General features: G+C 73.3%; 11 protein-coding genes. 10 read left to right on the forward strand and 1 reads right to left on the reverse strand.

Annotated features, from left to right (window positions below):
- Window positions 1-2: 2 nt before the first annotated feature.
- The 10 genes from ABZ915_RS39285 to ABZ915_RS39330 all read left to right on the forward strand — a co-directional run bounded on the left by ABZ915_RS39285 (window position 3) and on the right by ABZ915_RS39330 (window position 22,852).
- The gene (locus tag ABZ915_RS39285) at window positions 3-935 is read left to right on the forward strand and encodes a TauD/TfdA family dioxygenase (protein ID WP_361813441.1); all 933 of its coding nucleotides are present in this window, start codon (window positions 3-5) and stop codon (window positions 933-935) included.
- On the forward strand, window positions 928-2,646 hold the full coding sequence (locus ABZ915_RS39290) for a condensation domain-containing protein (protein WP_361813443.1): 1,719 nt from the start codon (window positions 928-930) through the stop codon (window positions 2,644-2,646). Before ABZ915_RS39285 ends, ABZ915_RS39290 begins: the two co-directional genes overlap by 8 nt.
- Window positions 2,643-9,659 carry an amino acid adenylation domain-containing protein gene (locus tag ABZ915_RS39295; protein ID WP_361813445.1) on the forward strand — a complete coding sequence of 2,339 codons (7,017 nt, stop codon included), beginning with the start codon at window positions 2,643-2,645 and terminating at the stop codon, window positions 9,657-9,659. The genes ABZ915_RS39290 and ABZ915_RS39295 overlap by 4 nt, the downstream gene beginning before the upstream one ends.
- Entirely contained in the window at window positions 9,656-13,603 is a 3,948-nt protein-coding gene (locus tag ABZ915_RS39300) for an amino acid adenylation domain-containing protein (protein ID WP_361813447.1), read from the forward strand. Before ABZ915_RS39295 ends, ABZ915_RS39300 begins: the two co-directional genes overlap by 4 nt.
- The gene (locus tag ABZ915_RS39305) at window positions 13,590-15,467 is read left to right on the forward strand and encodes a non-ribosomal peptide synthetase (RefSeq protein ID WP_361813449.1); all 1,878 of its coding nucleotides are present in this window, start codon (window positions 13,590-13,592) and stop codon (window positions 15,465-15,467) included. Before ABZ915_RS39300 ends, ABZ915_RS39305 begins: the two co-directional genes overlap by 14 nt.
- Window positions 15,464-17,248 carry a methyltransferase domain-containing protein gene (locus ABZ915_RS39310; RefSeq protein WP_361813451.1) on the forward strand — a complete coding sequence of 595 codons (1,785 nt, stop codon included), beginning with the start codon at window positions 15,464-15,466 and terminating at the stop codon, window positions 17,246-17,248. Before ABZ915_RS39305 ends, ABZ915_RS39310 begins: the two co-directional genes overlap by 4 nt.
- An 89-nt stretch (window positions 17,249-17,337) precedes the next feature.
- A complete protein-coding gene (locus ABZ915_RS39315) occupies window positions 17,338-18,780 on the forward strand; it encodes a radical SAM protein (protein ID WP_361813453.1) in 1,443 nt (480 codons plus the stop codon).
- Window positions 18,773-19,588, forward strand: coding sequence for a hypothetical protein (locus ABZ915_RS39320; RefSeq protein WP_361813455.1), 816 nt, complete (start codon window positions 18,773-18,775; stop codon window positions 19,586-19,588). The genes ABZ915_RS39315 and ABZ915_RS39320 overlap by 8 nt, the downstream gene beginning before the upstream one ends.
- Before the next feature lie 30 nt (window positions 19,589-19,618).
- Window positions 19,619-21,469, forward strand: coding sequence for a B12-binding domain-containing radical SAM protein (locus ABZ915_RS39325; RefSeq protein WP_361813457.1), 1,851 nt, complete (start codon window positions 19,619-19,621; stop codon window positions 21,467-21,469).
- A 6-nt stretch (window positions 21,470-21,475) separates the two neighbouring features.
- On the forward strand, window positions 21,476-22,852 hold the full coding sequence (locus tag ABZ915_RS39330; RefSeq protein WP_361813459.1) for a hypothetical protein: 1,377 nt from the start codon (window positions 21,476-21,478) through the stop codon (window positions 22,850-22,852).
- Here the strand turns inward: ABZ915_RS39330 and ABZ915_RS39335 are convergent.
- Entirely contained in the window at window positions 22,760-24,013 is a 1,254-nt protein-coding gene (locus tag ABZ915_RS39335) for an MFS transporter (RefSeq protein WP_361813461.1), read from the reverse strand. The two genes, ABZ915_RS39330 and ABZ915_RS39335, sit on opposite strands and share 93 nt — an antisense overlap.
- Between the last annotated feature and the right edge of the window lie 2 nt (window positions 24,014-24,015).

The raw sequence follows: 24,015 nt of genomic DNA on the forward strand, positions 1-24,015 counted from the left end.
GCGTGGACCTGCCGTACACCGTGAACCACACCGGGACCGGTCTCGTCGAGACCCTGACCCGGCGCCGGGCGGAGATCCGCGAACGCCTGCACACGCACGGCGCCGTACTGCTGCGCGGATTCGACATGGGCGGGACGCAGGGGCACGAGGCGGCCGTGACCACGCTGTCGGGCCCCCCGCTGTCGTACACGGAGCGCTCCTCGCCACGCCGCGCCATCCAGGGCCGGATCTACACCTCCACCGACTACCCGCCCACCGAGGAGATCTTCCTGCACAACGAGAACTCCTACCAGGCGAGTTGGCCCATGACGCTGTTCTTCCACTGCGTGCGGCCCGCCGCCACGCAGGGAGCCACCCCGCTCGCGGACACCCGTGAGGTCCTGCGGGCCGTCGATCCCGAGGTCGTCGAGGAGTTCACCCGGCGCCGGTGGACCGTCACCCGGACCTACCGGGAGGAGCTGGGCCTGCCCTGGCAGTACGTCTTCGACACCGCCGACCGCGCCGAGGTCGACGCCTACTGCGCGGCCCGCGGCCTGCGCACCGAATGGCGGGGCAAGGACGTGCTGCGCACCGTGGCCGTACGGGACGCCGTGCACCGGCACCCCCGGTCGGGGGAGCGGGTCTGGTTCAACCACATCACCGTCTTCCACGTGAGCACGCTCCCGGCGGTCGTGCGCCAGGGGCTGCTGGAGATGGTCGGCGAGGAGGAACTGCCCAGCAACACCTACTTCGGGGACGGCGGGCCGATCGGCGAAGACGTCCTCGACCACCTGCGGAGCTGCTACCGCGCCGCCCTCACCAGGTTCGACTACCAGGCCGACGATCTGCTGGTGGTCGACAACATGCTGGCCGCCCACGGCCGCGAACCCTTCACCGGGCCACGCCAGGTGGCCGTCGCCATGGCCGAACCCTCGCACAGGAGTCCCCTTGGCTGAGCAGAAGGAGCCCGATGTCGTCGTCGCGGCCTCGTACGCGCAACAGCGGCTGTGGTTCGTGCACGAGTCGTCCGCGGACCGGGCGGCACTGAACCTCTCCGGCGGGGTGGCGATCGAGGGGGACCTCGACGACGCCGACCTCGTCGCCGCGGTCGAGGCGGTCCTGGCCCGGCACGAGGTGCTGAGATCCGGCTTCCGCATGTACGAGGGGCGCCTGCACCAGGTCATCTCGCCGCACGGCGCCCGCGTACGGGTCGTGGACCTGCGCGACGAGGCGAGCGACGAGGCCCTCGAAAAGGTGCTCCGGGCGGCGGCGGACACCCCCTTCGAGCCGGCCCGGGGCCCGCTGGCCCGCGTGACGCTGGCCCGCACCGGTGAGACCTCACGCGTCCTGCACCTGACGGTGCATCACATCGTGGTGGACGCATGGTCCTTGAACCTGCTCGTCCGTGAGATGGGCCAGGCGCTGCACGCCCGCCGCTCCGGGTGTCCCTGGACCCCTCCTGCGCTCGAACTCCAGTACGCAGACTATGCGGCGTGGCAGTCGCAGCTCGCCGACAGCGGCGCACTGGAGCCCCACCTGGACTTCTGGCGCGACCGGCTGCGGGGCATGCGCCCCCTGGACCTGCCGACCGACCGCCCCCGGCCGCGGCACGAGCCCGTCCGGGTCGACGACCTGCGCCGGGAGATCGACGGGACGACCGCCGACGCGCTGCGCGCGGCCGGACGGGCCGCGGGCGGCGACCTGTTCACCGCCCTGCTGACCACCTTCTGCGCGGCGCTCTCGCGGACCCTCGGCACGGCGGACCTGGTGGTCGGCAGCACCGTGGCCGGCCGGACCCAGCCCCAGACCCAGGCCATGGTCGGCCTGTTCGCCAACATGGTCGCCGTCCGGACCCGCGTCGACGAAACGGCGGGCCTCACCCGTCTCGCGCGGACCACGGCCACCGCGTGGGCGGACGCCTACCAGCACCAGGACGTGCCCTTCGACCGGGTGGTGGCCCTGGTGAACGAGGAGCGGGACACCGACCGGCATCCCCTCTTCCCCGTCCTGTTCCAGATGATCCCGCCGCAGGAACCCATCGAGGTCCCCGGGCTCGACATCCGCCTGCTGCCCGCCCCGAGCCGGCCCTCCGCCCTCGACCTGCTCGTGTCGGTCGTCGACGAGGGCGGCCCGCTCTCCGTGACCGTGGAATACCGCGGCGAACTCCACGACGCCCACACCGTCGCGCGCACGGTCGACCAGTGGCTCGACCTCACCGACCGGCTGCTCGCCGAACCGGCCCGGCCGCTCGGCACGTTCCCCGTGCAGGCCTGGGCGGGCCACCCGGAGCGTACGACGGTCACGGAGCCGGACACCCGCGCGAGCACACCACTGCCCGCGGCCGAACCCGCGGACACGGACCTCCTCAAACAGGCGCTGGAGATCTGGCACGAGGTCCTCCCCGGCACCAGCGCGGCACCGGACCGCAACTTCTTCGCCGAGGGAGGCAGTTCGCTCCAGGTCATGGTGCTGCTCAGCAAGGTCGACGCGAGCTGCGGCGTGCAGGTCTCCCTGGAGCGGTTCCTCCAGGACCCCACACCGGCGCACCTCGCCGCGCAGATCGGCGCGCTGCGCACCACGGCCGACGAGGACGCCGCACTGCTGGCGGACGTGCTCGCCGACCTCGAAGCGGAACGCGAGACGGGGGACGGGAAGGTCAAGCCATGACATCCGAACTGGCCGACCGCATCACGCGGCTGCCCGCGGAGGACCGTGCGCGACTGCGCTCCCGGCTGCTCGACGCGGGCGTCCAGCCGCCGCTCGCCGCCTATGTGGAGCCCGCGGACACCGACGCGCCCACCTCCTTCACACAGCGCAGGATCCTCTTCCTACAGCGCCTGTCCGCCGACGGCTCGCATTACCACACGCCCCTGGTCTGCCGCCTCACGGGCCGACTGGACCGGGCGGCGCTCACCGACGCGCTGCGCGAAGTGGTGCGGCGGCATCCGATCCTGCGGACCAGCTTCCCGCTGGTCGAAGGGGTACCCGTGCAGCGGGTCAACGCGTCCGTCCCCGTCGCCCTGCCCCTGGTGGATCTCACGGACCAGGACGCGGGCGCGCGGGAGACGGCGTACCGGCGGGTGATGGAGGAGGAGCGCACGGCGCCCTTCGCCCTCGAACACGGCGTGCCCATGCGTGCCCGCCTGCTGCGGGTGGCCGAGGACGAGCACGTCCTGCTGATCACCTTCCACCATGTGGCCGTCGACGGCTGGTCGTTGAGCATCTTCAGCAGGGAACTGGGCGAACTGTACGAGCACCGGCTCTCCGGGCGGACGGACGAACTCCCGCCGCTCCCGCTGGACTTCGGGGCCTTCAGCCGCTGGCAGCGGGACTGGCTGGAGTCGGCCGAGGCGCGGCGGCAGCTCGACTACTGGAAGAGGCGACTGGTCGGCACGCCGGAGCAGCTCACGCTCCCGACCGACCGGCCGCGGCCCGCCGTGCAGAGCCACCGGGGCGGCACCGTCCGGTTCGCGTTCTCCCAGCGGCTCACCGACGGCCTGATGCGACTGAGCACCGAGCAGGGCCGCACGCCGTACATGACGCTCCTCGCGGGCTTCGCCCTGCTGCTCGGCCGGTACAGCGGCCAGGACGACATCGTGGTCGGCGCCCCCATCGTCAACCGGCGCGACGAACAGACCCACGGCCTGATCGGGTTCTTCGCCAACACGGTGCTGTTCCGGATCCCGCTGCGGCCCGAGGCCGGCTTCGCCGACCTGCTGCGGGAGACCGGCGACATCTGCAACGCCGGCTACGACTGCCAGGACATGCCGCTCGACGTCATCGTCCAACGTCTCTTCCCGGAACGGGACCTGTCGCGCAACCCGCTGTACCAGGTCAACTTCACGCTGCACAACACGCCGGAGATCGTCACCCGGGCGGCCGGTCTGACGGTGACGGCGGTGCCCTTCGAGACCGGGGCGACCCGCTTCGACCTCGACCTGAACATGTGGGAGGAGGACGGCCGCTTCCACGGGTACGTCGAGTTCGCCGCCGACCTCTTCGACACCCGGACGGTCGAGCGGTTCGTGGAGTGCCTCCAGACGCTGCTGGACGCCGCCGTCCACGACCCGCACCGCACGATCGCCGAACTGCCGCTGCTGACCGGCCCGGCACACAGCGGGCCACGGCAGGCCGACGCCGCCGCGGACCGGCCGGCACCGGTGCGTGAACCGCTACACGTACTCGTCGAGCGGCAGGCCGACCGCACCCCGGACGCGCCCGCGCTCACCTGGCAGGGCACCGACCTGTCGTACGCCGAGCTGGACCGCGCGGCCAACCGGCTCGCCCACCTGCTCCTGGCCACCGGCGTCGGCCGCGGCGACCTCGTCGGCGTCCTGCTGCCCCGCGGCCCCGACCTGCCGGTCGCCCTCCTCGCCGTGCTCAAGTGCGGGGCCGCCTACCTCCCCCTCGACCCGTCGGCCCCCGCCGCGCGCACCTCCCTCGTCCTCGCCGACAGCGCGGCGTCGGCGGTCGTCACCCGCGGTGCGGCACCCGGCGCGGACGTCATCGACCTCGGGCTCCTGGAGACGGACCTCGCGGCCGCGCCCGACACCCGGCCCCATGTGCCCGCCGGCCCGGACGACACCGTGTACGTGATCTACACCTCGGGTTCCACCGGCCGCCCCAAGGGCGTGACGGTCCCCCACGGCGGAGTCGTCGACTACCTGCGGTGGATCGGCTCGGTCGTCGACCTCGCCGACCCGCGCGGCGTACCCGTGCACACCTCGGCGGCCTACGACCTGAGCGTCACCGGCCTCCTCGGCCCGCTGACCGCCGGCGGCCGGCTCGACCTCCTCCAGGAGTCCGACACCCCCGGCGAGTCGCTGGTGCGATGGGTGGAGACCACCGAGGGCGCGCCGTTCCTCAAGCTCACCCCGTCCCATCTGCGGCTGCTGGTCCGGGCGGGCCTCGCCGGACGGCTCGCCTCCCGCGTCGACGTGCTCGTCGTCGGGGGAGAGGCACTGTACGAGGACGACCTCACGGCGCTGCGCGCGGCGGCCGGCGAGATACGGATCGTCAACGAGTACGGCCCCACCGAGGCCTGCGTGGCCTGCGTGGCGTACGAGTCGGCGGGCGCCGGGCCCGCCGACGCCGTACCGATCGGCCAACCGGTCGCCCGCACCCGGGCCTATGTCCTGGACGCACACCTGCGACCGGTCCCCGACGGCGTGCACGGCGAGCTGTACATCGGCGGGGCGGGCCTCGCGCACGGATACCGGCACCGGCCCGGACTGACGGCCTCCCGGTTCCTGCCCGACCCCTTCGCACCCGGGCCGGGCACCCGGATGTACCGCACGGGCGACCGGGTGCGCAGGCTCCTTGACGGGAACCTGGAGTACCTGGGGCGCCTCGACGACCAGGTCAAGATCCGCGGCCACCGGGTGGAGCCCGGCGAGGTCCGGGCGGCCCTCCTCGACCGGCCCGAGGTGGTGGCCGCCGAGGTGACCACCGAGAAGACCGACGCCGGCGAGCCGGAACTCGTCGGCTATCTGCGGGTGACGCAGCCGGCCAGGGACGAGGACACCCGACGGCGCGAGGACGACCGGCTCGCCCAATGGGACGGCGTCTACCAGGACCTGTACGCGCCGCTGCGGGAACTCCCGGCCGAGCAGGCGGAACTGGCCGGCTGGACCGACAGCATCACCGGCGCGCCCATCCCGGCGCCGGACATGGCCTCCTGGCGGGAGGAGACCGTCGACCGGATACGGGCCCTGCGACCCCGGCGCGTGCTGGAGATCGGCTGCGGCACCGGCATGATCCTGCGCGGCGTCGCGCCGGGCTGCCGCTCCTACACCGGCACCGACATCTCACCGGCCGCGCTGGCCTACGTACGCGACCGCCTGGACGACATGCCCGGCGACACGTCCCTCGACACGTCCGTCGAACTGCGGCACGCCCCGGCCCACACCGCCGTGCGGGACGGCGACGCCGTGGACACCGTCGTCCTGAACTCGGTCGTGCAGTACTTCCCCAGCGTCTCCTACACGGAGCGGGTCCTGCGGTCGGCGGTCGACGCGATGCCGGACGGCGGCAGCGTCTTCGTCGGAGACGTGCGCAGCCTGCCGCTCCTGGAGCTGTTCCACACCTCCGTGGAGCTGGCCTCGGCCGCCTCGGGGACCCGCGTCTCGGACGTGCTCGCGGCAGTGCGGCGGCGGACGCTGCTGGAGGAGGAACTCTGCCTGGCACCCGAGTTCTTCACCGACCTCGCGGCCGCCCACCCCCGGCTCACCGGTGTCGAGGTGACGCCGCGGTTCGGCCCGGCGGACAACGAACTGACCCGGTTCCGCTTCGACGTGGTCCTCACCGTGGCACCGGCCGGCGTACCCGCCCCGGAGCGGGAAGGGGACGGCGGCCCGCGGCCGCGCCTCGTCGAGTGGCCGGCGGGGGAGCCGTCGGCCGAGTGGCTGCGGCGCCTGCTGGCCGAGGAGCGCCCGCCGGCACTGTGGCTGACGTCCGTCCCGCACGGCCGCGTGGCCCCGATCGCCGCACGGCGGACCGCGCTGGAGCGGGCCCACCCCGCGAGCGCCGTCGGCGACGCCCTGGCGGACCTGGAGCAGCCGCCCCCCGTCGTACTGCCCGAGGACGTGGTCCGGCTCGGCGAGGAAGCGGGCTACCGGGTACGCCTGGACTGGCGGCGCGGCGCGGCCGACGGCTCCTACGACGCGCGGCTGACCGCCCCCGGCTTACGGACCGCGCCCGCCGGAACACCGGACCCGGGCGCCCCGTCCGCCGCCCGGCGCCACGGAAACGACCCGCTGTGGCGACGGACCGCGGCGGACCTGCTGCCCGAGATCCGCGAGAGCCTGACCGCCCTGCTGCCGCCCGCGATGGTGCCCGCCTCCCTGGTGCCCGTCCCCGAGATCCCGCTGACGGCCAACGGCAAGGCCGACCGGCGCGCGCTGGCCGGCTACCGGGCCGCGCTGGCCGGGACCGCCGGGCCCGCGGAGGGTGGGGCCGGAGCCTCCCGCCGGGCGCTGTCCCCGGTCGAGGAGTCCGTCGCCGCCGTCTGGCGGGAACTCCTGGCCGTCACCGACATCGGCCCCGACGACGACTTCTTCGCCCTCGGCGGGCACTCGCTGCTGACCTTCCAGCTGGTGTACCGGCTGCGCTCGGAGTTCGGCGTGGACCTGCCGGTACGGACCCCGTTCGAGCACCGCACGCTGCACGATCTCGCCTCGGTCGTCGCATCCCTGACTGCCGTCGCGGCGCCGGACGCGGACGCCGCCGAACCGGCGGACGCCGCCGCCGACGGGCCGCCGCTCGCCTCCCCGGCACAGGAGCGGCTGTGGTTCGTGCAGCAACTCGATCCCTCCGCCCACCACTACAACGTGCCGATGTACGTCCGCCTCGACGGAGACCTCGACCTGGCGGCCCTGCGCGGCGCCGTGGACGACATGGTGCGACGGCACGCGGTGCTCAGAACCGTGTTCCGCATGGTCGACGGCGGACTGCGCCAGATCGTCCTCGAACCGGCCCCCGTGCCGTGCGAAGTGATCGACCTCGACCACACCACCGCCTCCGAGGACGCCGACCCCTGGATGGCGGAGGCACAACGCCACGCCCGCGCCGCCTACACCGAGCCGTTCGACCTCGGCCGGGACCCCCAGATCCGCATGGCCGTGCTTCGGGCGGCGCCGGACCGCCACGTACTGCTGCTGACCCTCCATCACATCGCCTACGACGCCTGGTCCACCAAGGTGATCATCGAGGAGGTCACCGCGCACTACCGGGCACGGCGCGAAGGCCGCCCCGCCGAACTGCCGCCCCTGGAGCGCCCGTACACGGCGTTCGCCGCCGATCAGCAACGCCGGCTGGCCGACGGCAAGTTCGACGACAGCGAGCGCTACTGGCGCGAGCGGCTCGACGGGGTGCCCGCCCTGCGCGGCCTGCCACTGGACCGGCAGCGCCCCGCCCGGCCCACGTTCCGCGGCGAGCGGCTGCCCTTCGAACTGCCCGCCGACACCGTGCGGGCGCTGCGCACCCTGGGCGCGGACACCGGGGCGACCACCTTCATGCTGGTCCTCGCACCCCTGTTCGTCGCACTCGCCCAGCGGTCCGGGGAACGGCACGTGGTGGTCGGCACCGACGTCGCGGGCCGCTCGGACCTCGCCGCCGAGGGCCTGATCGGCTTCTTCGTCAACCAGCTCGTCCTGCGCTGCGACCTCACCGGCGCGCCGACCTGGCGGGAGCTGATCGACCAGGTCCGCGCCCTGACGCTGGACGCGTACGCCCACCAGGACCTGCCCTTCGAACGGGTCGTACGAGCCCTCAACCCGCGGCGCTCACGCGAGCAGAGCCCCCTGTTCCGGACCAAGCTCGTGCTCGACAACACGCCCAGGGGCGAGGAACACCTGCCCGGCCTCTCCCTCACCCCGTTCCCGATGAGCCTCCAGACCGTCCGCTTCGATCTGACGGTCCTGCTGGAGGAGGACGGGGACGTCGTCAAGGGCGTGTGGGAGTACGACACCGACCTCTTCGACCGGCGTTCGATGACGGAGCTGTGCGCCCGGTTCACCGACCTCGTCCAGGCCATGGCGGCACACGACGACGCCGCCGTCCCCCTCGACGCCACCGCCGCCCCGGAGACCGCCATGACTGCCATGGAAGAACGGACGCCCGACCCCACACCCACGAACACCGCCCCGCCGACACCGGACACACCAGGCGCCGCCGGCCACCGGGCGGGCCTGCGCCGCAGAACGCGGCCCGCCACCCTGCGAGCCGCCGAACTGGTCCGGCGCGACGCACCGGACGAGGGCCGCGACGGCATCGCGACCTACACCCGGCTGCACCCCGACGTGGACCTGACGGCCTGGGCGCGGGAGCGGCGCGCCGACGTCGAGACCGACCTGCTGGCCCACGGCGCCGTCCTCTTCCGGGACTTCGAGGTGGCCGAACCCGCTCCCTTCGAGCGGTTCGCCACGGTGTTCGTCGACGACCTGATCGCCGACAACGGCGAACACCCGCGTGCCGCCCTGGGCACCGGGGTCTACACACCGGTCTTCTTCGCCCCCCACGAGAAGCTGCTCTGGCACAACGAGAACACCTTCAACGCCACGGGCCCCGGAAGGATCTTCTTCTGCTGCGCGCTGCCCGCCGAGCGGGGCGGGGAGACGCCCGTCGCCGACAGCCGCCGGGTGTTCGAACGGCTGCCGGAGGACGTCCGCGGGCCCTTCCTGGAGAAGGGCGTCCGCTACGTCCGTACCTACCTGCCCGAACTGGGCGTCGCCTGGCAGGACGTCTTCGGCACCTCCGACCGCCTGGAGGTGGAGGAGCGCTGCCGCGCAAACGGGTTCTCCTGGTCCTGGCGCGACGGCGTGCTCCGCACCGAATGCGTGCGCCCCGCCGCGATCCGGCACCCCGTGACCGGCGCCCGGTGCTGGACCAACCAGGCCCAGCACTGGCACCTGTCCTGCCTCGACCGCGCCACCCGCGAGTCGCTGCGCACCGTCGTGGGCGACCGCCTGCCCCGCGAGTGCACCTACGGCGACGGCACGGAGATCCCCGCCGAGCACATGGACGAGATCCTGCGGGTCTACCAGGACTGCGAGACCAGTTTCCGCTGGCAGCGCGGAGACGTGCTGATGGTCGACAACATCCTCGCCGCCCACGCCCGCAACCCCTACCGGGGCGAGCGCAGGCTGCTGGTCGCGATGGGCGGGACGGTGGAGTACCGGTGACCACACACACCCACGCGCAGGCGCCGACGGCGTCCGCGGACTCCGTCGAGGGCTACCGGCTCTCCCAGCAGCAGCGTCGTATCAGGGCGCTGCGCACCGGCCGGACGCCCCTCGCGCGACTCGTCCTCACCGTGCGCGGCGAACTGTCCCAGGACGCGCTGGAACAGGCCGTCACCCGGGTCGTGGGATGCCACGAGATCCTGCGGACCCGCCTGCGGACCATGGCCGGCGGGGCGGTGCCGGTCCAGGTCGTCGACCCGACGCCGGACGGACACGTCCGCCTCACCGAAGAGCCGCCGGCCGACACGGCGAGCCCGGCGGAGACGGCGAGCCCGGCGGAGACGGCGAGCCCGGCGGAGACGGCGCTGGTCGGCGTCGCCCGGCGGCCCGACGGCCCCGGCACGCACCGGCTCACCCTCACCGTCCCCGCGCTCTTCGCGGACGCGGCCTCCCTGCTCGTACTGCGCGCCGAACTCCTCGCAATCCTGCGGGGCGAAGCCGGTCCCGACGACCCTTTGCAGTACTGCGAGTTCACCGAGTGGCAGCACTCCCTCGGCGGAACCCCCGAACAGCTCTCGGCCGCGGCCGACCAGACCCGGCGCGGGCAGCTGAGCCGCCCCCGCCTCGCGACCGAGCCCGCGGACGCCCGCCCGGCGCCCCGCGGCACCGTCCGGCGGCACATGGGCGCCGGCACCGTGACCGCGCTGCGGGACCTGGCCGCCCGCACGGACAGCGACGTCGACGCGGTCCTCCTGACCTGCTGGCACACCCTGCTGCTCAGATCCTGCGGGCAGGACGGCCCGGCGGTCTCGGTGCTCCTGGCCGGGCGGGGCGACGAACTCGACGGCGGGATCGGGCCGTACGCCAAGTGGGCCACCGCCGCACCGGAACTCTCCGGCGACCTGCCCTTCACGCACGCCCTCGTCCGCGTCCGCGACGCCCGGCAGGAACTCCTGGACGAGACCGACCACTTGACCGCCGACGCCCCCGACGGCTGCCCCGGCCCGGGGGAGACGGCCTTCGAATGCGTGCGGCTGCCCGAACCGGAGCACGTGGGCGACGCGCTCGTGCACACGGACATGCTGGACGTCGACGCGGACGCGGCGGGACTCAAACTCAGCTGCGCCTGGTCCGCCGCCGGGCTGAGCGCCGTACTGCACCACAACCCGGAGCGGCTGCCCGCCGGCCACGCGACGGAACTGCTCGACCGGTTCACCGAGTTGGTGGCGTCGGCGCTCGCCACCCCCGGCGCCGCGCTCGGCCGGCTCCGTCTCGGCCCGCCCCCGGCGCCCGCCGCGCCGCTGCCCACCGCCGGAACGGCGGTCGAACCCGCCCCGAGCGTGCACGCCCTGGTCGAGCGGCAGGCCGCCCGCACCCCGGACGCCATCGCCGTCCGCTCCGCGGGCACCACCCTGACGTACCGGGAACTCGAGGCGGCGGCCGACTCCTGGGCCGCGGGCCTGCGCCGGGCCGGAGTGACCACCGAGACCCGGGTCGCGCTGCTCGGCGTCCACAGCGAACGCCTGGTCGTGGCGCTGCTCGCCGTCCTCAAGGCGGGCGGCACCTATGTGCCGCTCGATCCCGCGCTCCCGCCGGACCGGCTCCGCTCCCTCGTCGAACGGGCGGGGGCACGGCTGCTGCTGACGGACCCGGACGCGACCGCGCCCGACGGGCTCGGCGACAACGTGATCCGCGTGCGGGACCTGACGGCGGACGCGGACCCGCCGGAAGACCCGCCGAGCGACGCCGGCGACCCCCGCCTCGCGGACCGCGCGGCCTACATCCTGTTCACCTCCGGCTCGACCGGCGTGCCCAAGGGCGTGGTCGTGACACACCGGTCCGTCGTCGCCTACGTGCGGTGGGCGGCCGGCGCCTACGCGCACGGCGGCCGGGGCAGCCGCGTCCACACCTCGCTCGGGTTCGACCTCACCGTCACCAGCCTGCTGGTGCCCCTCGCCGTCGGCGGCCAGGTCCGCATCGAGGAGAGCTCCCGCCGGATCGACGTACTCGCCGGGCAACTGGCCGCGGGTGAGGACCTGACGCTGCTGAAGCTCACCCCGTCGCACCTGCGGCTGCTCAACCAGCTCGTACCGCCCGAGCGGTTGGCCCAGGCCGCCCGCGCCCTGGTGGTCGGCGGCGAGGAACTGCGCTACGAACTGCTCGCCCCGTGGCGCGCACACGCCCCGCACGTGCGCGTCTTCAACGAGTACGGTCCGACCGAGGCGACCGTGGGCTGCGCCGTCTTCGAGGTCGGCGGCGAGGGCGGGACCGAGGCCGGCACCGAGGGCGACGGGCGGGAACCGGTCACCGGACCCGTGCCGATCGGACGGCCGCCGCACGGCGTGACACTGCACGTCCTGGACGACGCCTGGCGCGAGGTGCCCGCCGGGGTCGTCGGCGAGCTGTGCGTCGGCGGTCCGGGCCTGGCCCGCGGCTACCTCGACGACCCCCGGGCCACCGCGGCCTCCTTCGTGCCCCACCCCACCCCGGCAGCGCCCGGCGAACGCCTCTACCGCACCGGCGACCGGGCGTGCCGCCGGCCGGACGGCACCCTGCTCTTCCTCGGACGCACCGACGGACAGGTCAAGATCCGCGGGCACCGGGTGGAACTGGAGGAGATCAGGGCCGCCCTCGCCGGCCACCCCGCCGTCGCCGACTGCGCGGTGCGGGTGCGGCACGAGCACGCGCCCGAAGGCACCGGGGAGGAGGAGCGGACCCGCCTGGTGGCCTACGCCGAGGCCCGGCCGAGCGCCGAGCGCGCGCTCCCCGCACCGCACGAGATACAGGAGTTCCTCGCCCGGACACTGCCGCGCCACATGATCCCGGACACCCTCGTCTGGACCGGACGGCTGCCGCTGACGGTCAACGGCAAGGTGGACACGGCGGCCCTGGCCCGCCTGCCCCTACCCTCCGGCGACGAAGCACCCGTACGCCCCATGGACGAGCACGAGGCCGAGGTCGCGCGCCACTTCGAGGAACTGCTCGGCACCCGCGTGCACGACCCGGAGGCCGGCTTCTTCGACCTCGGCGGCCATTCCATGCTCGCCGTGCAACTCGTCGCGCGCCTCAACGACCTGGCCGACGGCACTCCGGTCGCCCTGTCCGACCTGTTCGAGGAGACCGGCACCGGCCGGGCCCCCGACAGCGTGGCACGGCTGTCCCTGCTGCTCAGAGGCGAGGACCGCGCGTCCGGCCACTCGCCCGACCCGGCCCTGGTCACACTGCGGGCCGGTGACAGCCGGACACCGCTGATCTGCGTCCACCCGGCGGGCGGCGAGGTCGCGGGCTTCCACGCCCTGGCGCAGACGCTGCGGCCGGGCGGGACGGTGTACGGGCTGGAGGACACCGAGGCGGGCACCGGCGAGTGGAGCGTCGAGGACGGCGCCGCCCGCGCCGTCCGCGCCCTGCGGCGGGTGCGCCCGCACGGCCCCCACCTGCTGGCCGGCTGGTCGATGGGCGGCCTCGTCGCACTCGAGACGGCACGGCGGATCGCCGCCGACGGGGACCGCGTCGAGCGGCTCGTCCTGATCGACAGCTACCCGTGGGGCGGCGCCCCGGACGAGGACGCGCTCACCCCCGAAGAGCTGTGGGACCTGACGGGCGGCGGCCCCCAGGCCCCCCTCCCGGCAGGCGCCCGTACCGGACTGGAGCGCTGGACGCGGGCCTTCCACCGGCACGCCCGGGCAGCGGTACACCACGTCCCGTCCCCCTACGACGGGCCGGCCCTGGTCCTCTTCGCGGCGGAGCAGCCGGCCGAACTGCGCGCCCGCAGCGCGGAGCGCTGGCGCGCCCTGCTGCCCGCGGCCGAGATCCGCACCCTGCCGGGAGACCACTTCACCCTGCTGCGCCGGCCGTGGGTGACCGCGCTCGCCGCGGCGATCGACGAGGCACGGCACGGCACCACGGCACCGCACGAAGGAGAGGACACCGATGGACAGCGTTGAGCCGACCAGTCCGGGCGGGCCGCAGCCGCCACCGTGTCCCGCACCCTCGGTGATCGCCCTGTTCGACCGGCAGGCCGACCGCACTCCCGGCCTCCCCGCGGTCGCCGACCGCGGGCGGGAGATCTCGTACCGGCAACTCGCCCGGGACTCCACGGCGATGGCCCACCGTCTCGCCGCCCACGGTGCGGGTCCCGGCCGGATCGTCGGGATGTGCGTGGACCGTTCCGCCGACCTGCCCCTGACGGTCCTGGCCATTCTCCGCACCGGTGCCGCCTACCTGCCCCTCGACGTCGCGTATCCCCCCGGACGGCTGTCGTTCATGATCGAGGACAGCGGGGCCGACCTGGTGGTGGCCCAGCCGGGCCGCCTCGACGGCATCGAACTGCCGCCCGGCACAAGGGTCGTGGAGGCCGGGGCGTCAGGCTCCGGGGCCTCCGCCTCCGCGCCGGCCGGCCCGGCTCCGCTGCCCGAGCCCCGGCCCGACGACCTGGTGTACGTGATGTACACGTCCGGATCCACCGGGCTCCCCAAGGGCGTCGGGATGCCGCACGCGCCCATGTCCGGCCTGATCTCATGGCAGTGCCAGGACTCCGCCTGCTCGGCGGGGGCACGCACCCTCCAGTTCTCGGCGGCCAGCTTCGACGCCTCGTTCCAGGAGATGTTCAGCACCTGGGCGTCGGGCGGCTGCCTCGTCATGGTCGAGGAGAAACTCCGCAGGGACCCTCGCGCGCTGCTGGCCCTCGTCGAACGGGAGCGAATCGAGCGGGTCTTCATGCCGTTCGTCGCCCTTCAGGCACTCGCCCAGGAGGCCGTACGCGGCGGCGCGCGCCCGTCCCGGCTGCGCGAGGTGATCACGGCGGGCGAGCAGCTGGTGGTGACCCCGGCGCTGCGCGCCTTCTTCCGGGAACTGCCGGACACCACGCTGTTCAACCAGTACGGGCCGTCCGAGACACACATCGTCACCTCGCTCCGCCTGGGCCGTGACCCGGACAAGTGGCCGGACACACCGGTCGTGGGCACACCGATCGACGGCGCCCTGATCGACATCAGGGACCCGTGGGGCAGACCGGTGCCGCCGGGCGCGACCGGGGAGATCTGCATCGGCGGCACGGTCCTGGCCCGGGGCTATCTGCACCGTCCCCGGCTCACCGCCGAGAAGTTCGTGCCCGACGCCGCCGGTGCGCCGGGTTCCCGCACCTACCGGTCGGGCGACCTGGGTTGCCTGGAGGACGACGGGACGGTGCGCTGGCTGGGCCGTACCGACCACCAGGTGAAGATCAGCGGCTACCGCGTCGAACTCGGCGAGGTGGAGGGCGCGTTGAAGGCCCTGGACGGGCTCAGGGACGGCGTGGTGGTCGTCCACGAGCAGCAGGGCGCGGGCCGCCGCCTCGTCGCGTACGCGCTGGCCGACACCACACCCGGGGACATCAAGACGCGCCTGGCGGGCGTGCTGCCCGCGCACATGGTGCCGTCCGCCGTCGTGGTGCTCGACCGCTTCCCGCTGACCCCCAGCGGCAAGGTGGACCGTCTCGGCCTGTCCCGGCGGGCGGTGACGGGCAGCGGAGGCGGTACGGAACCGGACGCCGCCGCCGAGCGGTGGGCACCGTTCGCCCGGCTGTGGGGCGAGATCGCGGGGGCCACCGACGTCGGACCCGACGACAGCTTCTTCGACATCGGCGGGACCTCGCTGTCCGCGACCCTGCTCCTGGCCCGGCTCACAGCGCACGCGGACCCGGCCGAGGGCAGGGTCATCGACCTGGACACGCTGTACGAGCACCCGAGCCCGGCGGCACTCGCGGCCTGGCTGGCCGGGGACACCCGGGGCGCCGGGCGCGTCCAGGAGCCGGGAGAGGCACAGCGTTGATCATCGCCTGGTCCCGCCGCCTCCCCGCCGCCGTACGCGAACTGCGCTCCTGCACGCCCCCGGACACCGGCCACCTTCCGGCCGGAGGACACCTGCTGCGCGCGGCCCTTGCCGACGGCACGGAGATGCTCCTCGACGCCGACGGCTGCCCCGTCCGCGGCCACCCCACGGCCCCGCCCGCCGGGCCCCCGCCCCGGCCGCCCGCCGAAGCGGTCCACGACGGCTGCCGGGTGGCCCTGCTCTTCGACGGCACCGTCATCGAGTCCGTGGACCTGCGATCCCCGGTGACCCACCTCGTGCCCCAGCCCGGCGGCCCTCTCCTCGCCGCCGCCACCGAGGAGGGAGACGTCTACGGACTGCGGTTCGCCCTGACCGCCGACGTGGCGGCCGCGCTGCGCGACGCCGAGGAGACATGGCTGAAGAGCGACCCGGGGGACCGCCCCGCGATACCGCCGTACGACGAACCCGGCCTCCGGTTCCGCGCCGACCGCCTGGTGGCGCTGCACCGCGCGGGCAAGGTGGACGAGGCCGCCCTGGCCCGCGGGCTCGCCGCCCTGGCCCGCGACCCCGCGGCGGCCCGCCTCGACACGGCCACCGTGTTCCTCCTGGCCGAGGCGGTACAGCGAGGCGGCGCCCCGGACACGGCCCTGCCGCTCTACCAGAGAGCCGCGGTGGACCAGCACCTGCGCTCACGCGCCCTGAAGGCCGCCGCCGACTGCCTGCACACCCTCGGCGCCCGGCGCGCGGCGGACCTCGCCTACCGCAGATCCGCGGTCGCGGATCCCGGCGAGCCCGCCAAGCACGTGATGTACGAGTCCGCCCGCCGGCTGGCGGAAACGGGACGCTCGCAGGAGGCGCGGCTCGGGTACGAGCTGCTGCTGTCCTGGGACGCGGCCTTCGGCGACGTACAGAAGCGCCTGGCCGCACTGCCCCGGCACGGAACCGAGACGCCGGGAGGCGGGGCACCCGGCGCGACCGTGGACGCGCTGAACCGGTACGGGGTGCTGCCGCCCTCCGTCGAGCACACGGTCAGTTTCGACGCCTCCTGGTACCACAACTTCGATGCCACCTCCGCGGCGGACAGCGCCAAGAAACTGCTGGAGATGGTCGGCATCTTCACCGCCGTCGACATCGGCTCGGTGCGCCGCTCCCTCGACATCGGCAGCGGCACCCTGCGCTACCCGAAAGCCCTGGCGGCCTGCGGCGTGGAGTCCGTGGGTATCGACCTGAGCACCGCCGGCGTGCGGGAGATGCCACGCGAGGCGGCCAAGCGGTTCGTGTGCGCGGACGGCACCCGGCTGCCGTTCCGTGACGGCGTGTTCGACCTGGTGACCTGCGCCATGGGCACGGTCGACCACCTGCCGCCCGGTCTGCGCGCCGCCCTCTTCGCCCAGACGTGGCGGGTCCTCGCGCCCGGTGGCGTCGCCGCCGTCGGCGCATGGGACCCGCGCTGCCCCCACCTGACCTTCCTGGAGATGTACTCGGCGGCCGAACGCGATCAACTCCGCGGCCTGCTGGTGCCCCCGGACGACCTCGTGGCCCTGGCCCGCCGGCAGGGCTTCGAGGACGTGACCGCCCTGCCCTTCGCGATGTTCCCGGACTGGGTCGCCGCCGGCGCCGGGCTGGACACCGACGTACCCACCTGGCTGCGGGCGCTCGCCGAATGGGACGCGGTGGCCCGCGCCCGGGACGCGTCCGCCGCCGGCCAGATGTTCCTGCTCATCGCGCGCAAGCCAGACCTCCGGCACACCGCGCAAGAAGGCGCGGCCCGCCGGTCCTAGTGCCCCCGCCCGTGCGAGCGGCACCCACGCCGTTCTCGGACAGCCCAGAAAGGCACACCCCAGTGCGCATTGCCTTCGTCCACACACCCATGTCCACCGTCCCCGTCCCACAACGACAGCTGTTCTGGCAGAACTTCGACATCCAGTACCACGCCACACACCCCGGCCTGCCGCACATGAAACGCCCCATGTGGGAACTGCCCCACTGGATGAACTGGCTCGCCGGCGTGCTCGTCGACGCCGGTCACACCGATCTGGCCGTGATGGACCTCTACACCGAGCCGGGCGCGGTGGGCGAGACCAGCGTCCTCGACCGGGAAGTCGTGCGGTCGGCCGTCCGCACACACCCGGCGGACTGCTACCTCTTCTCGCCGATGACCGTGAACCTGCACTTCGCCCTCCAGATCGCCGACACCGTGAAGGAGATCCACCCGCGGGCCCGCACCGTCTTCGGCGGAGTCGTCGCCACCCCGCTCGCCGAGACCGTCGCCGCGCACCCCAGCGTCGACTACGTCGTCGAAGGCCGGGGCGAATACGCGCTGCCCGCCCTCCTCGGCGCCCTGGACCGCGGAAGCGACCCGGCCGGAGTGGGACAACTGGTGTACCGGCGGGGCGACACGGTGCGGCGCACCGGCCTGACCTACCCCGACATGACACCGCACGAGCTGCCCTTCCCCAAGATCGACCTGTTTCCCCGGTCCACCGGCGGCGACCTCCGCTACCTGCGGCAGGTGTACGCCCTCGGCTGCCCCTACCGGTGCACGTTCTGCACGATCCAGACCATCGGCCAGAAGCCGTCCTACTTCGCGGTCGACCGCGTCCTGTCGGAGATCCGCGCCTACCGCGACCACTACGGCACACACCACAACATCTACTTCGGCGACGAGACCTTCACGCTGCACCGCGACCACACCCTCGAACTCCTCGCGGCGCTCAGCGAGGAGGGCGACATCGGATACGACTGCCAGACCAGGCTCAACTGCCTGCTCGACGACACCGTGCTCAAGGCGCTGAAGGAGAGCGGCTGCCGCTGGGTGGAGATCGGTCTGGAGACCGGCGTGCAGTCCAGCCTGGACCAGCACAAACACCACATGAAACTGAAGGAGGTCGAGGAGACCCTGCTCCGGGTCCGCGACGCGGGACTGGCCGCCTGCGCCTTCACCGTCAACGGCTTCCCCGACCAGACGCCGGACGACATGCGGCGCAGCATCGACTTCGTCTGCTCCCTCATCGACCGGAACCTGCTCCAGGCGTCCTACCTGTTCGGCCTGGTGCCCTACCCGGGCAGCGCGATGTACGACTTCCCCGAGCGGTTCGGCATGGAGATCCTGCACCACGACTACGCCCGCTACCACGAGGACCTTCCGCCGGTGTTCCGCACCGCGCACAGCTCGCCCGACGAGGTGTACGAGGTGTTCCTCGACGGAGTCACCAGCCTCGGGCAGGCGATGGACAAGCCCCCCTACTTCTCCGGCGACCTGGTCCACCCCCGGGAGAGCTACGGCGCGTTCTGGGCCGAGGCCCATGTCTGAGCCCGACCGGCGGATCTGGCGCCCGCTCACCGAGGGCGGAGACGTCCTCGTCCTGGCCGTGGACTTCGAGCCCGCCCGCGGCGAGGCGTCCTTCACCGACCTGGCACCCGAACTCGCGCGGGACGGCCTACGGATCCTGGAGATCCGACCGGGCGCCGTACCCCGCACCTCCCCGGCCTGGGACCAGACCCCCGAGGCCTACCTGACCCCGTGGCTGGACGAACTCGGGGCCGCCGCGCGGAAGGTGCACGCCGTGCTCGGGCACTGCGCCGGAGCGGGCCTCGCGAGCGCGCTGACCGGCCGGCTGGCCGACGACGGCCCGCGGCCCGTCCTCGTCGCCCTCGACCCCGAGGTACCGGACGCGTCCGAGCTGCGCCGGGCCTACACCACCGCGATCGACTCCCTCGCCCCCCAACTGGACCAACAGGCACAGGCCGAGGCGTACGCGCCGGCCTCGGCCCCGGACGCCGACGCCGACGCGGGGACCGGCGGCCTCGGCACGCTCGCGGCATCCCTCGACGCCGCATACCGGACCGCCTGCACCACGGCCTGCGCCGCCCTGGGCGTCCCCGAAACCTTCCGCCGGCAGCTGGAGCACCGCTTCACGTCGTACCTGGAATACCTCGTCGCCGCCGCCCGCGGTGCCGCGACGGCACCCGCCGAACCGGGTCTCACCGTGCTGTCCGGCACGTCGAGGGCCGCACTGCCGGCACCCCCGCGCGGCCACCGACACGCCGGCCCGGGAGCGGCCCTGCTCGCCGACCGGACGGTGGCCGACCTCGTACGCACAAGCCTCCGGCGTCCCTGACGTACCCGAACACCTTGGAGAGGCCGATCCATGAACCCAGGCACTCCCGTCCATGCCGAACGGCTCCGCATGGACCGGGCACTGCGCATCAAGCGGGAGCTGTACACGTACGAGCAGGGCTGGCGTCTGTACCCCGGCGACGGCGGACTGCCGGAGCAGGTGTCCCAGACGGCCCTGGCCCGTGAGACCGCACTCGAGGACCGGGCCGCACGACAGCGCGCCGAGTCGGCCGACGGGGCCCCGACGGCCGCCGACCTGAAGTACTTCCCCGTCCTGTTCGTCAGCGCCCCGCACATCGAGGACGGCGTGACCGGAGCGTTCCCCGGTATGCCCACACCCCTGCTGTACGCCACCTGCCTGCTGGACCGTCTGGTACGCATCGACGAGTTCCCAGGCCCGCGCGTACCCCGCACCGTAGCGGTCCTCAACCCGGCGACGTACAACGACGCCTTCGAGCGGGACCTCACGGAACACCTCGCACGCCACCGGCCCGTCGTGGTCGGCGTGAGCAACCTGTCGGAGGGGCACCACTACGCGCTGCGCATCGCACGCCTGGTCAAACGTGAACTGCCCACCGCCATGGTGGTGTTCGGCGGCCAGCACGAGGACGGGGTGAACTCCGCCGCGTACCTCTCGGCGGGCGACCGCGTACGCGCCATGCCGCTCAGGCGCCGCGCCGCGTACACCGACTTCGAGCTGGAGACCACACCGGCCGCGCGCCTGGCGGACCTGGAGACCCTGTCCGACCCGCGCGACCGCGCCTGCGTCGACTTCGTCTTCGCGGGCGACGCACCGCACGCCCTGGTCGAGTTCTTCCGCGTGGTCGCCGAGGCCCCGGACGGCGCCGTCGACGACGTCAAGGACGAGCTGCGGGCTCGCAGGGACACCTTCGTCCGGCTGCCGGGCAGCGGCTGCGTGGCGTTCTACGACGAGGAGACGGGCCGGGTGGAGCGGCTGCCGCTCAGCGGCACCTCCATCGACGGCAACGAACTGCCCTTCATGGACGTGCGGGGCCTGTCCCACCCCAACCGCTTCGAGATATTCGGCAACCGGCTGACGGCCCAGATCATGGCCTGCCTCGGCTGCAAGTACGCCTGCGCCTTCTGCCACGAGTCCGCCGACGCCTTCCTCTACGCGGTGTCCAAGTTCCGTCAGCGCACGTCCGAGCACGTCGTGCACGAGATGCTGCTGCGCCGTGAACAGGGCTACGAGGCGTTCTTCTTCGACGACAGCACCTTCACCCAGAACCCCGTCTGGCTCAACGAGTTCCTCGACCGGCTCAAGACGGCATTCGCCGAACCGGTGGAATGGGGCTGCCAGACCACCATCAACGACCTGGACGGCCCGATGCTGCGCCGCATGGCCGACTCCGGCTGCACCTACGTCTACTTCGGTGTCGAGTCGGCGATGCCCGAACCGGCGCAGGTGCACAAGGTGCTGCAACTGGGCACGACCTCGGCGGGAACCAGCTGGGCCGCCCGCCTCCAGCAGGTGGCCGGCTGGTGCCGGGACGCGGGCGTCAGGATCGGCACGTCCCTCCAGTTCGGACTGGGCGAATCCCCCGCCGACCGGACCAACACGCTCCAGATGGTCGCCGACCTCCACCAGGACGGCCTGGTCCCCGACAGCTGCGTGTCCCTCAACATCAACAGCCCGTACCCCGGTACCCGGCAGTGGGTCCGGATGCTCGGCGGCGACGACCCGATGCCCGACTACCGGGAACGACTCGTACGGCACCACGCCTTCGAGACGGCACACCAGTTCTCGTCACTGCGCGGCCAGGAGGTGGAGGCCGTGTACGAGGAGGCCATCAAAATACTCGGCCCGGCCCTGCACGCCGACGGCCTCGACCTCGCCACGCCGATCACGGAAGGCAGGTGAACGGCCGTGCGTGTGGCCGTCCTGTACGACCTGGGCTCCGCCGCCCCGATGGAGATCGTGCACGGCGTGGGCGAGGCCGCCGACCCCGTCTTCGTGATCGGCGACTCGGCACACGCCCGGCAGATGCTTCCCGTGCTCGCCGAGTTCTGCCCGGTCACCCTCTGGGAGGGCCCCACCCGCACCGCCGCCGCCCTGCGGGCCACGGGGCCGGTGCACGGCATGGTCACCTTCAGCGAACGGATGCTGCGCCCGGGCAGTGAACTCGCCGCCGAACTCGGCCTGCCCTTCCACAGCGTGGACACCGCCGTGCGGCTGACGGACAAGGACGCCCAGCGCCGGGCGCTGCTGGCCGCGGGGGTCGGCAGCGCGCGGTCCCGGAGGATCTCCCACGCCGGCCAGTACGCCGCAGCGGTGGCCGAGGTCGGTGTGCCGGCCGTGGTGAAGCCCACGGTGGGGGAGGGCAGCCGGGACACCTACCGCATCGACGAGGTGGAGCACGGCCGGACGCTGGTCACCCGGTTGCTGCCGGAGGCCGGGTCCGGCGTCTCCTACCAGTTGGAGGAACTCCTCGTCGGCCGGGAGTCGGGGCCGTTCGGCGACTACGTCAGCGTCGAGTCGCTCGTCGTGGACAAGGAACCGCGGCACTTCGCGGTGTCGGGCAAGTTCCCGCTGGTGGCGCCGTTCCGGGAGACCGGCCAGTTCTGGCCGGCGCCGTTGCCGGCGGCGGAACGCGCGGAGGTGGAAGCCCTCGTGGACGCCGCCCTGGCCGCCCTCGGCGTGACCTGCGGCCTGACCCACACGGAGGTGAAACTGACTCCCCGAGGCCCTCGGATCATCGAGGTGAACGGCCGGGTCGGCGGCTTCATCAACGAACTGGCCCGCCGCCTGCTGGGCGTCGACCTCATGTCCGTCGCGGCGGCCGCCTCCACCGGCGCGGGCATCGCTCCGCTGCCCGCCGTGCAGCCGGGCGTGCACTACCAGTTCAGCAGTCTGGCGCCGCCGTACACGCAGACGGTCCGCGGCATCGAGGGGGTCGGCGCGGCACGCAAGGAGCCGGGCGTCAGTTCCTACCGGCCCCTGGTGCACGCTCCCGCGCGGCTCAGTACGGGAGTGGCCACGCAGGAACTGGACCTGTTGTGCGGCTCGGCCCCGGACCACACGGACATGTTCCGCACGATCCACGCCGTGATGAGCCACCTGGAGTTCGCCCTCACCACGGCGGACGGCACCGAGGAAACCGTCCCCGGCACCGCACTCCCGTCAGCCGACTCCCTGGAGCACTGGCTGTCGCTATCCCAGGGCCCGAGCGGGCTCGGGGACGGGCTCGGCAGGCAGGCGGCGGATCGCCCACACGTCAGGCACGACGAACAGGACAACCGATGACACGACGACGAGAACGCCGCTCCAGAGCAGAACGGGAGCCGCCCCGGCCGAGGTCGCGGCCAGGCCGACGACGAGATAGCCGAGCGGGACGGCCATGAGCTCCCCGATGGAGCTGAACGAGGTGACCCGGCCCAGGACCTCGGGTGCGAGCTGCTGCTGGAGCGCCGTGGTCCAGCACACGATCGACAGATCCAGCCCGATCCCCGCCAGGGCCGCGGATACCGCGAGGGCGGGAAGACCCGGCCTGGCGGCGAGCATGAACAGCGGCAGTGCCAGCGGCAGCCCGGTGGCCACGCAAGCGACCATCAGCCGGTCCGGCTTCCACCGCAGGGCTATGAGGCCACCGAGAAGGAGCCCCGCCGAAAAACTCCCCTGCACGGTGCCCCATGCAGCGGCGTTCAGCCCATGGCTGTCGAGGACAAGGGGGCCCAGTAGCTGGTACCCACCGAGCCACAGCGCGACGACGACAGTGCCGGAAAGCGTGTAGGACCACAACCACGGCCGCTGGGCGAACTCCCGCCACCCGGTGCGGAAGTCGTGCAACACCGATGTACGAGGACCGGAGCCGGCGGCCCGGGGCACGGCCAGACGCGCACACAGCAGGGCTGCGGCGGCGAAGCTCGCCGCATCCCAGCCCAGCACCCACTGAGAGCCTGCCACGGCGACGATCCCGCCGCCGGCCGCGGGAGCGAGGATCTTGATGAAGTTGGTGGGAAGCCGCAGCAGCACATTCGCTTCCTGAAGTTCCCCGGCCGGCACCAACTGCGGCAGCAGACTGTTCATCGCAGGGGACATCAACGCGTTCGCGCCACCTGTGACGCCGGCCAGCAGGGCCACACGAGCAGTGGTGGCCGCATCAGTGGCCACCAGCACGGCAACACCGGCCTGCGACAGCGCAGCCACCAAATTACCGATCACGATCACCCCCCGCCGGGAGACCCGGTCCGCAACCACCCCACCCACCAGCAACAGCACCAGCTGCGGCAGAGTGTTGCCCGCGAGCACGATCGCCAGGGCGGTCGGCTCGGCATCGAACCCGAGCACGGCGAAGGCCAGCGCAACAGGAGCCATGGCCGAACCACTCGCCGAGATCAGCCGGGCCAGCAATAAGCTCCGGAACGGGCGGTTGCCCAGGACGGACAGTGAAGCGCGAAGATCCATCC

Origin of the sequence: Streptomyces sp. NPDC046915, assembly GCF_040644935.1 — a bacterium.
Lineage (GTDB): Bacteria > Actinomycetota > Actinomycetes > Streptomycetales > Streptomycetaceae > Streptomyces.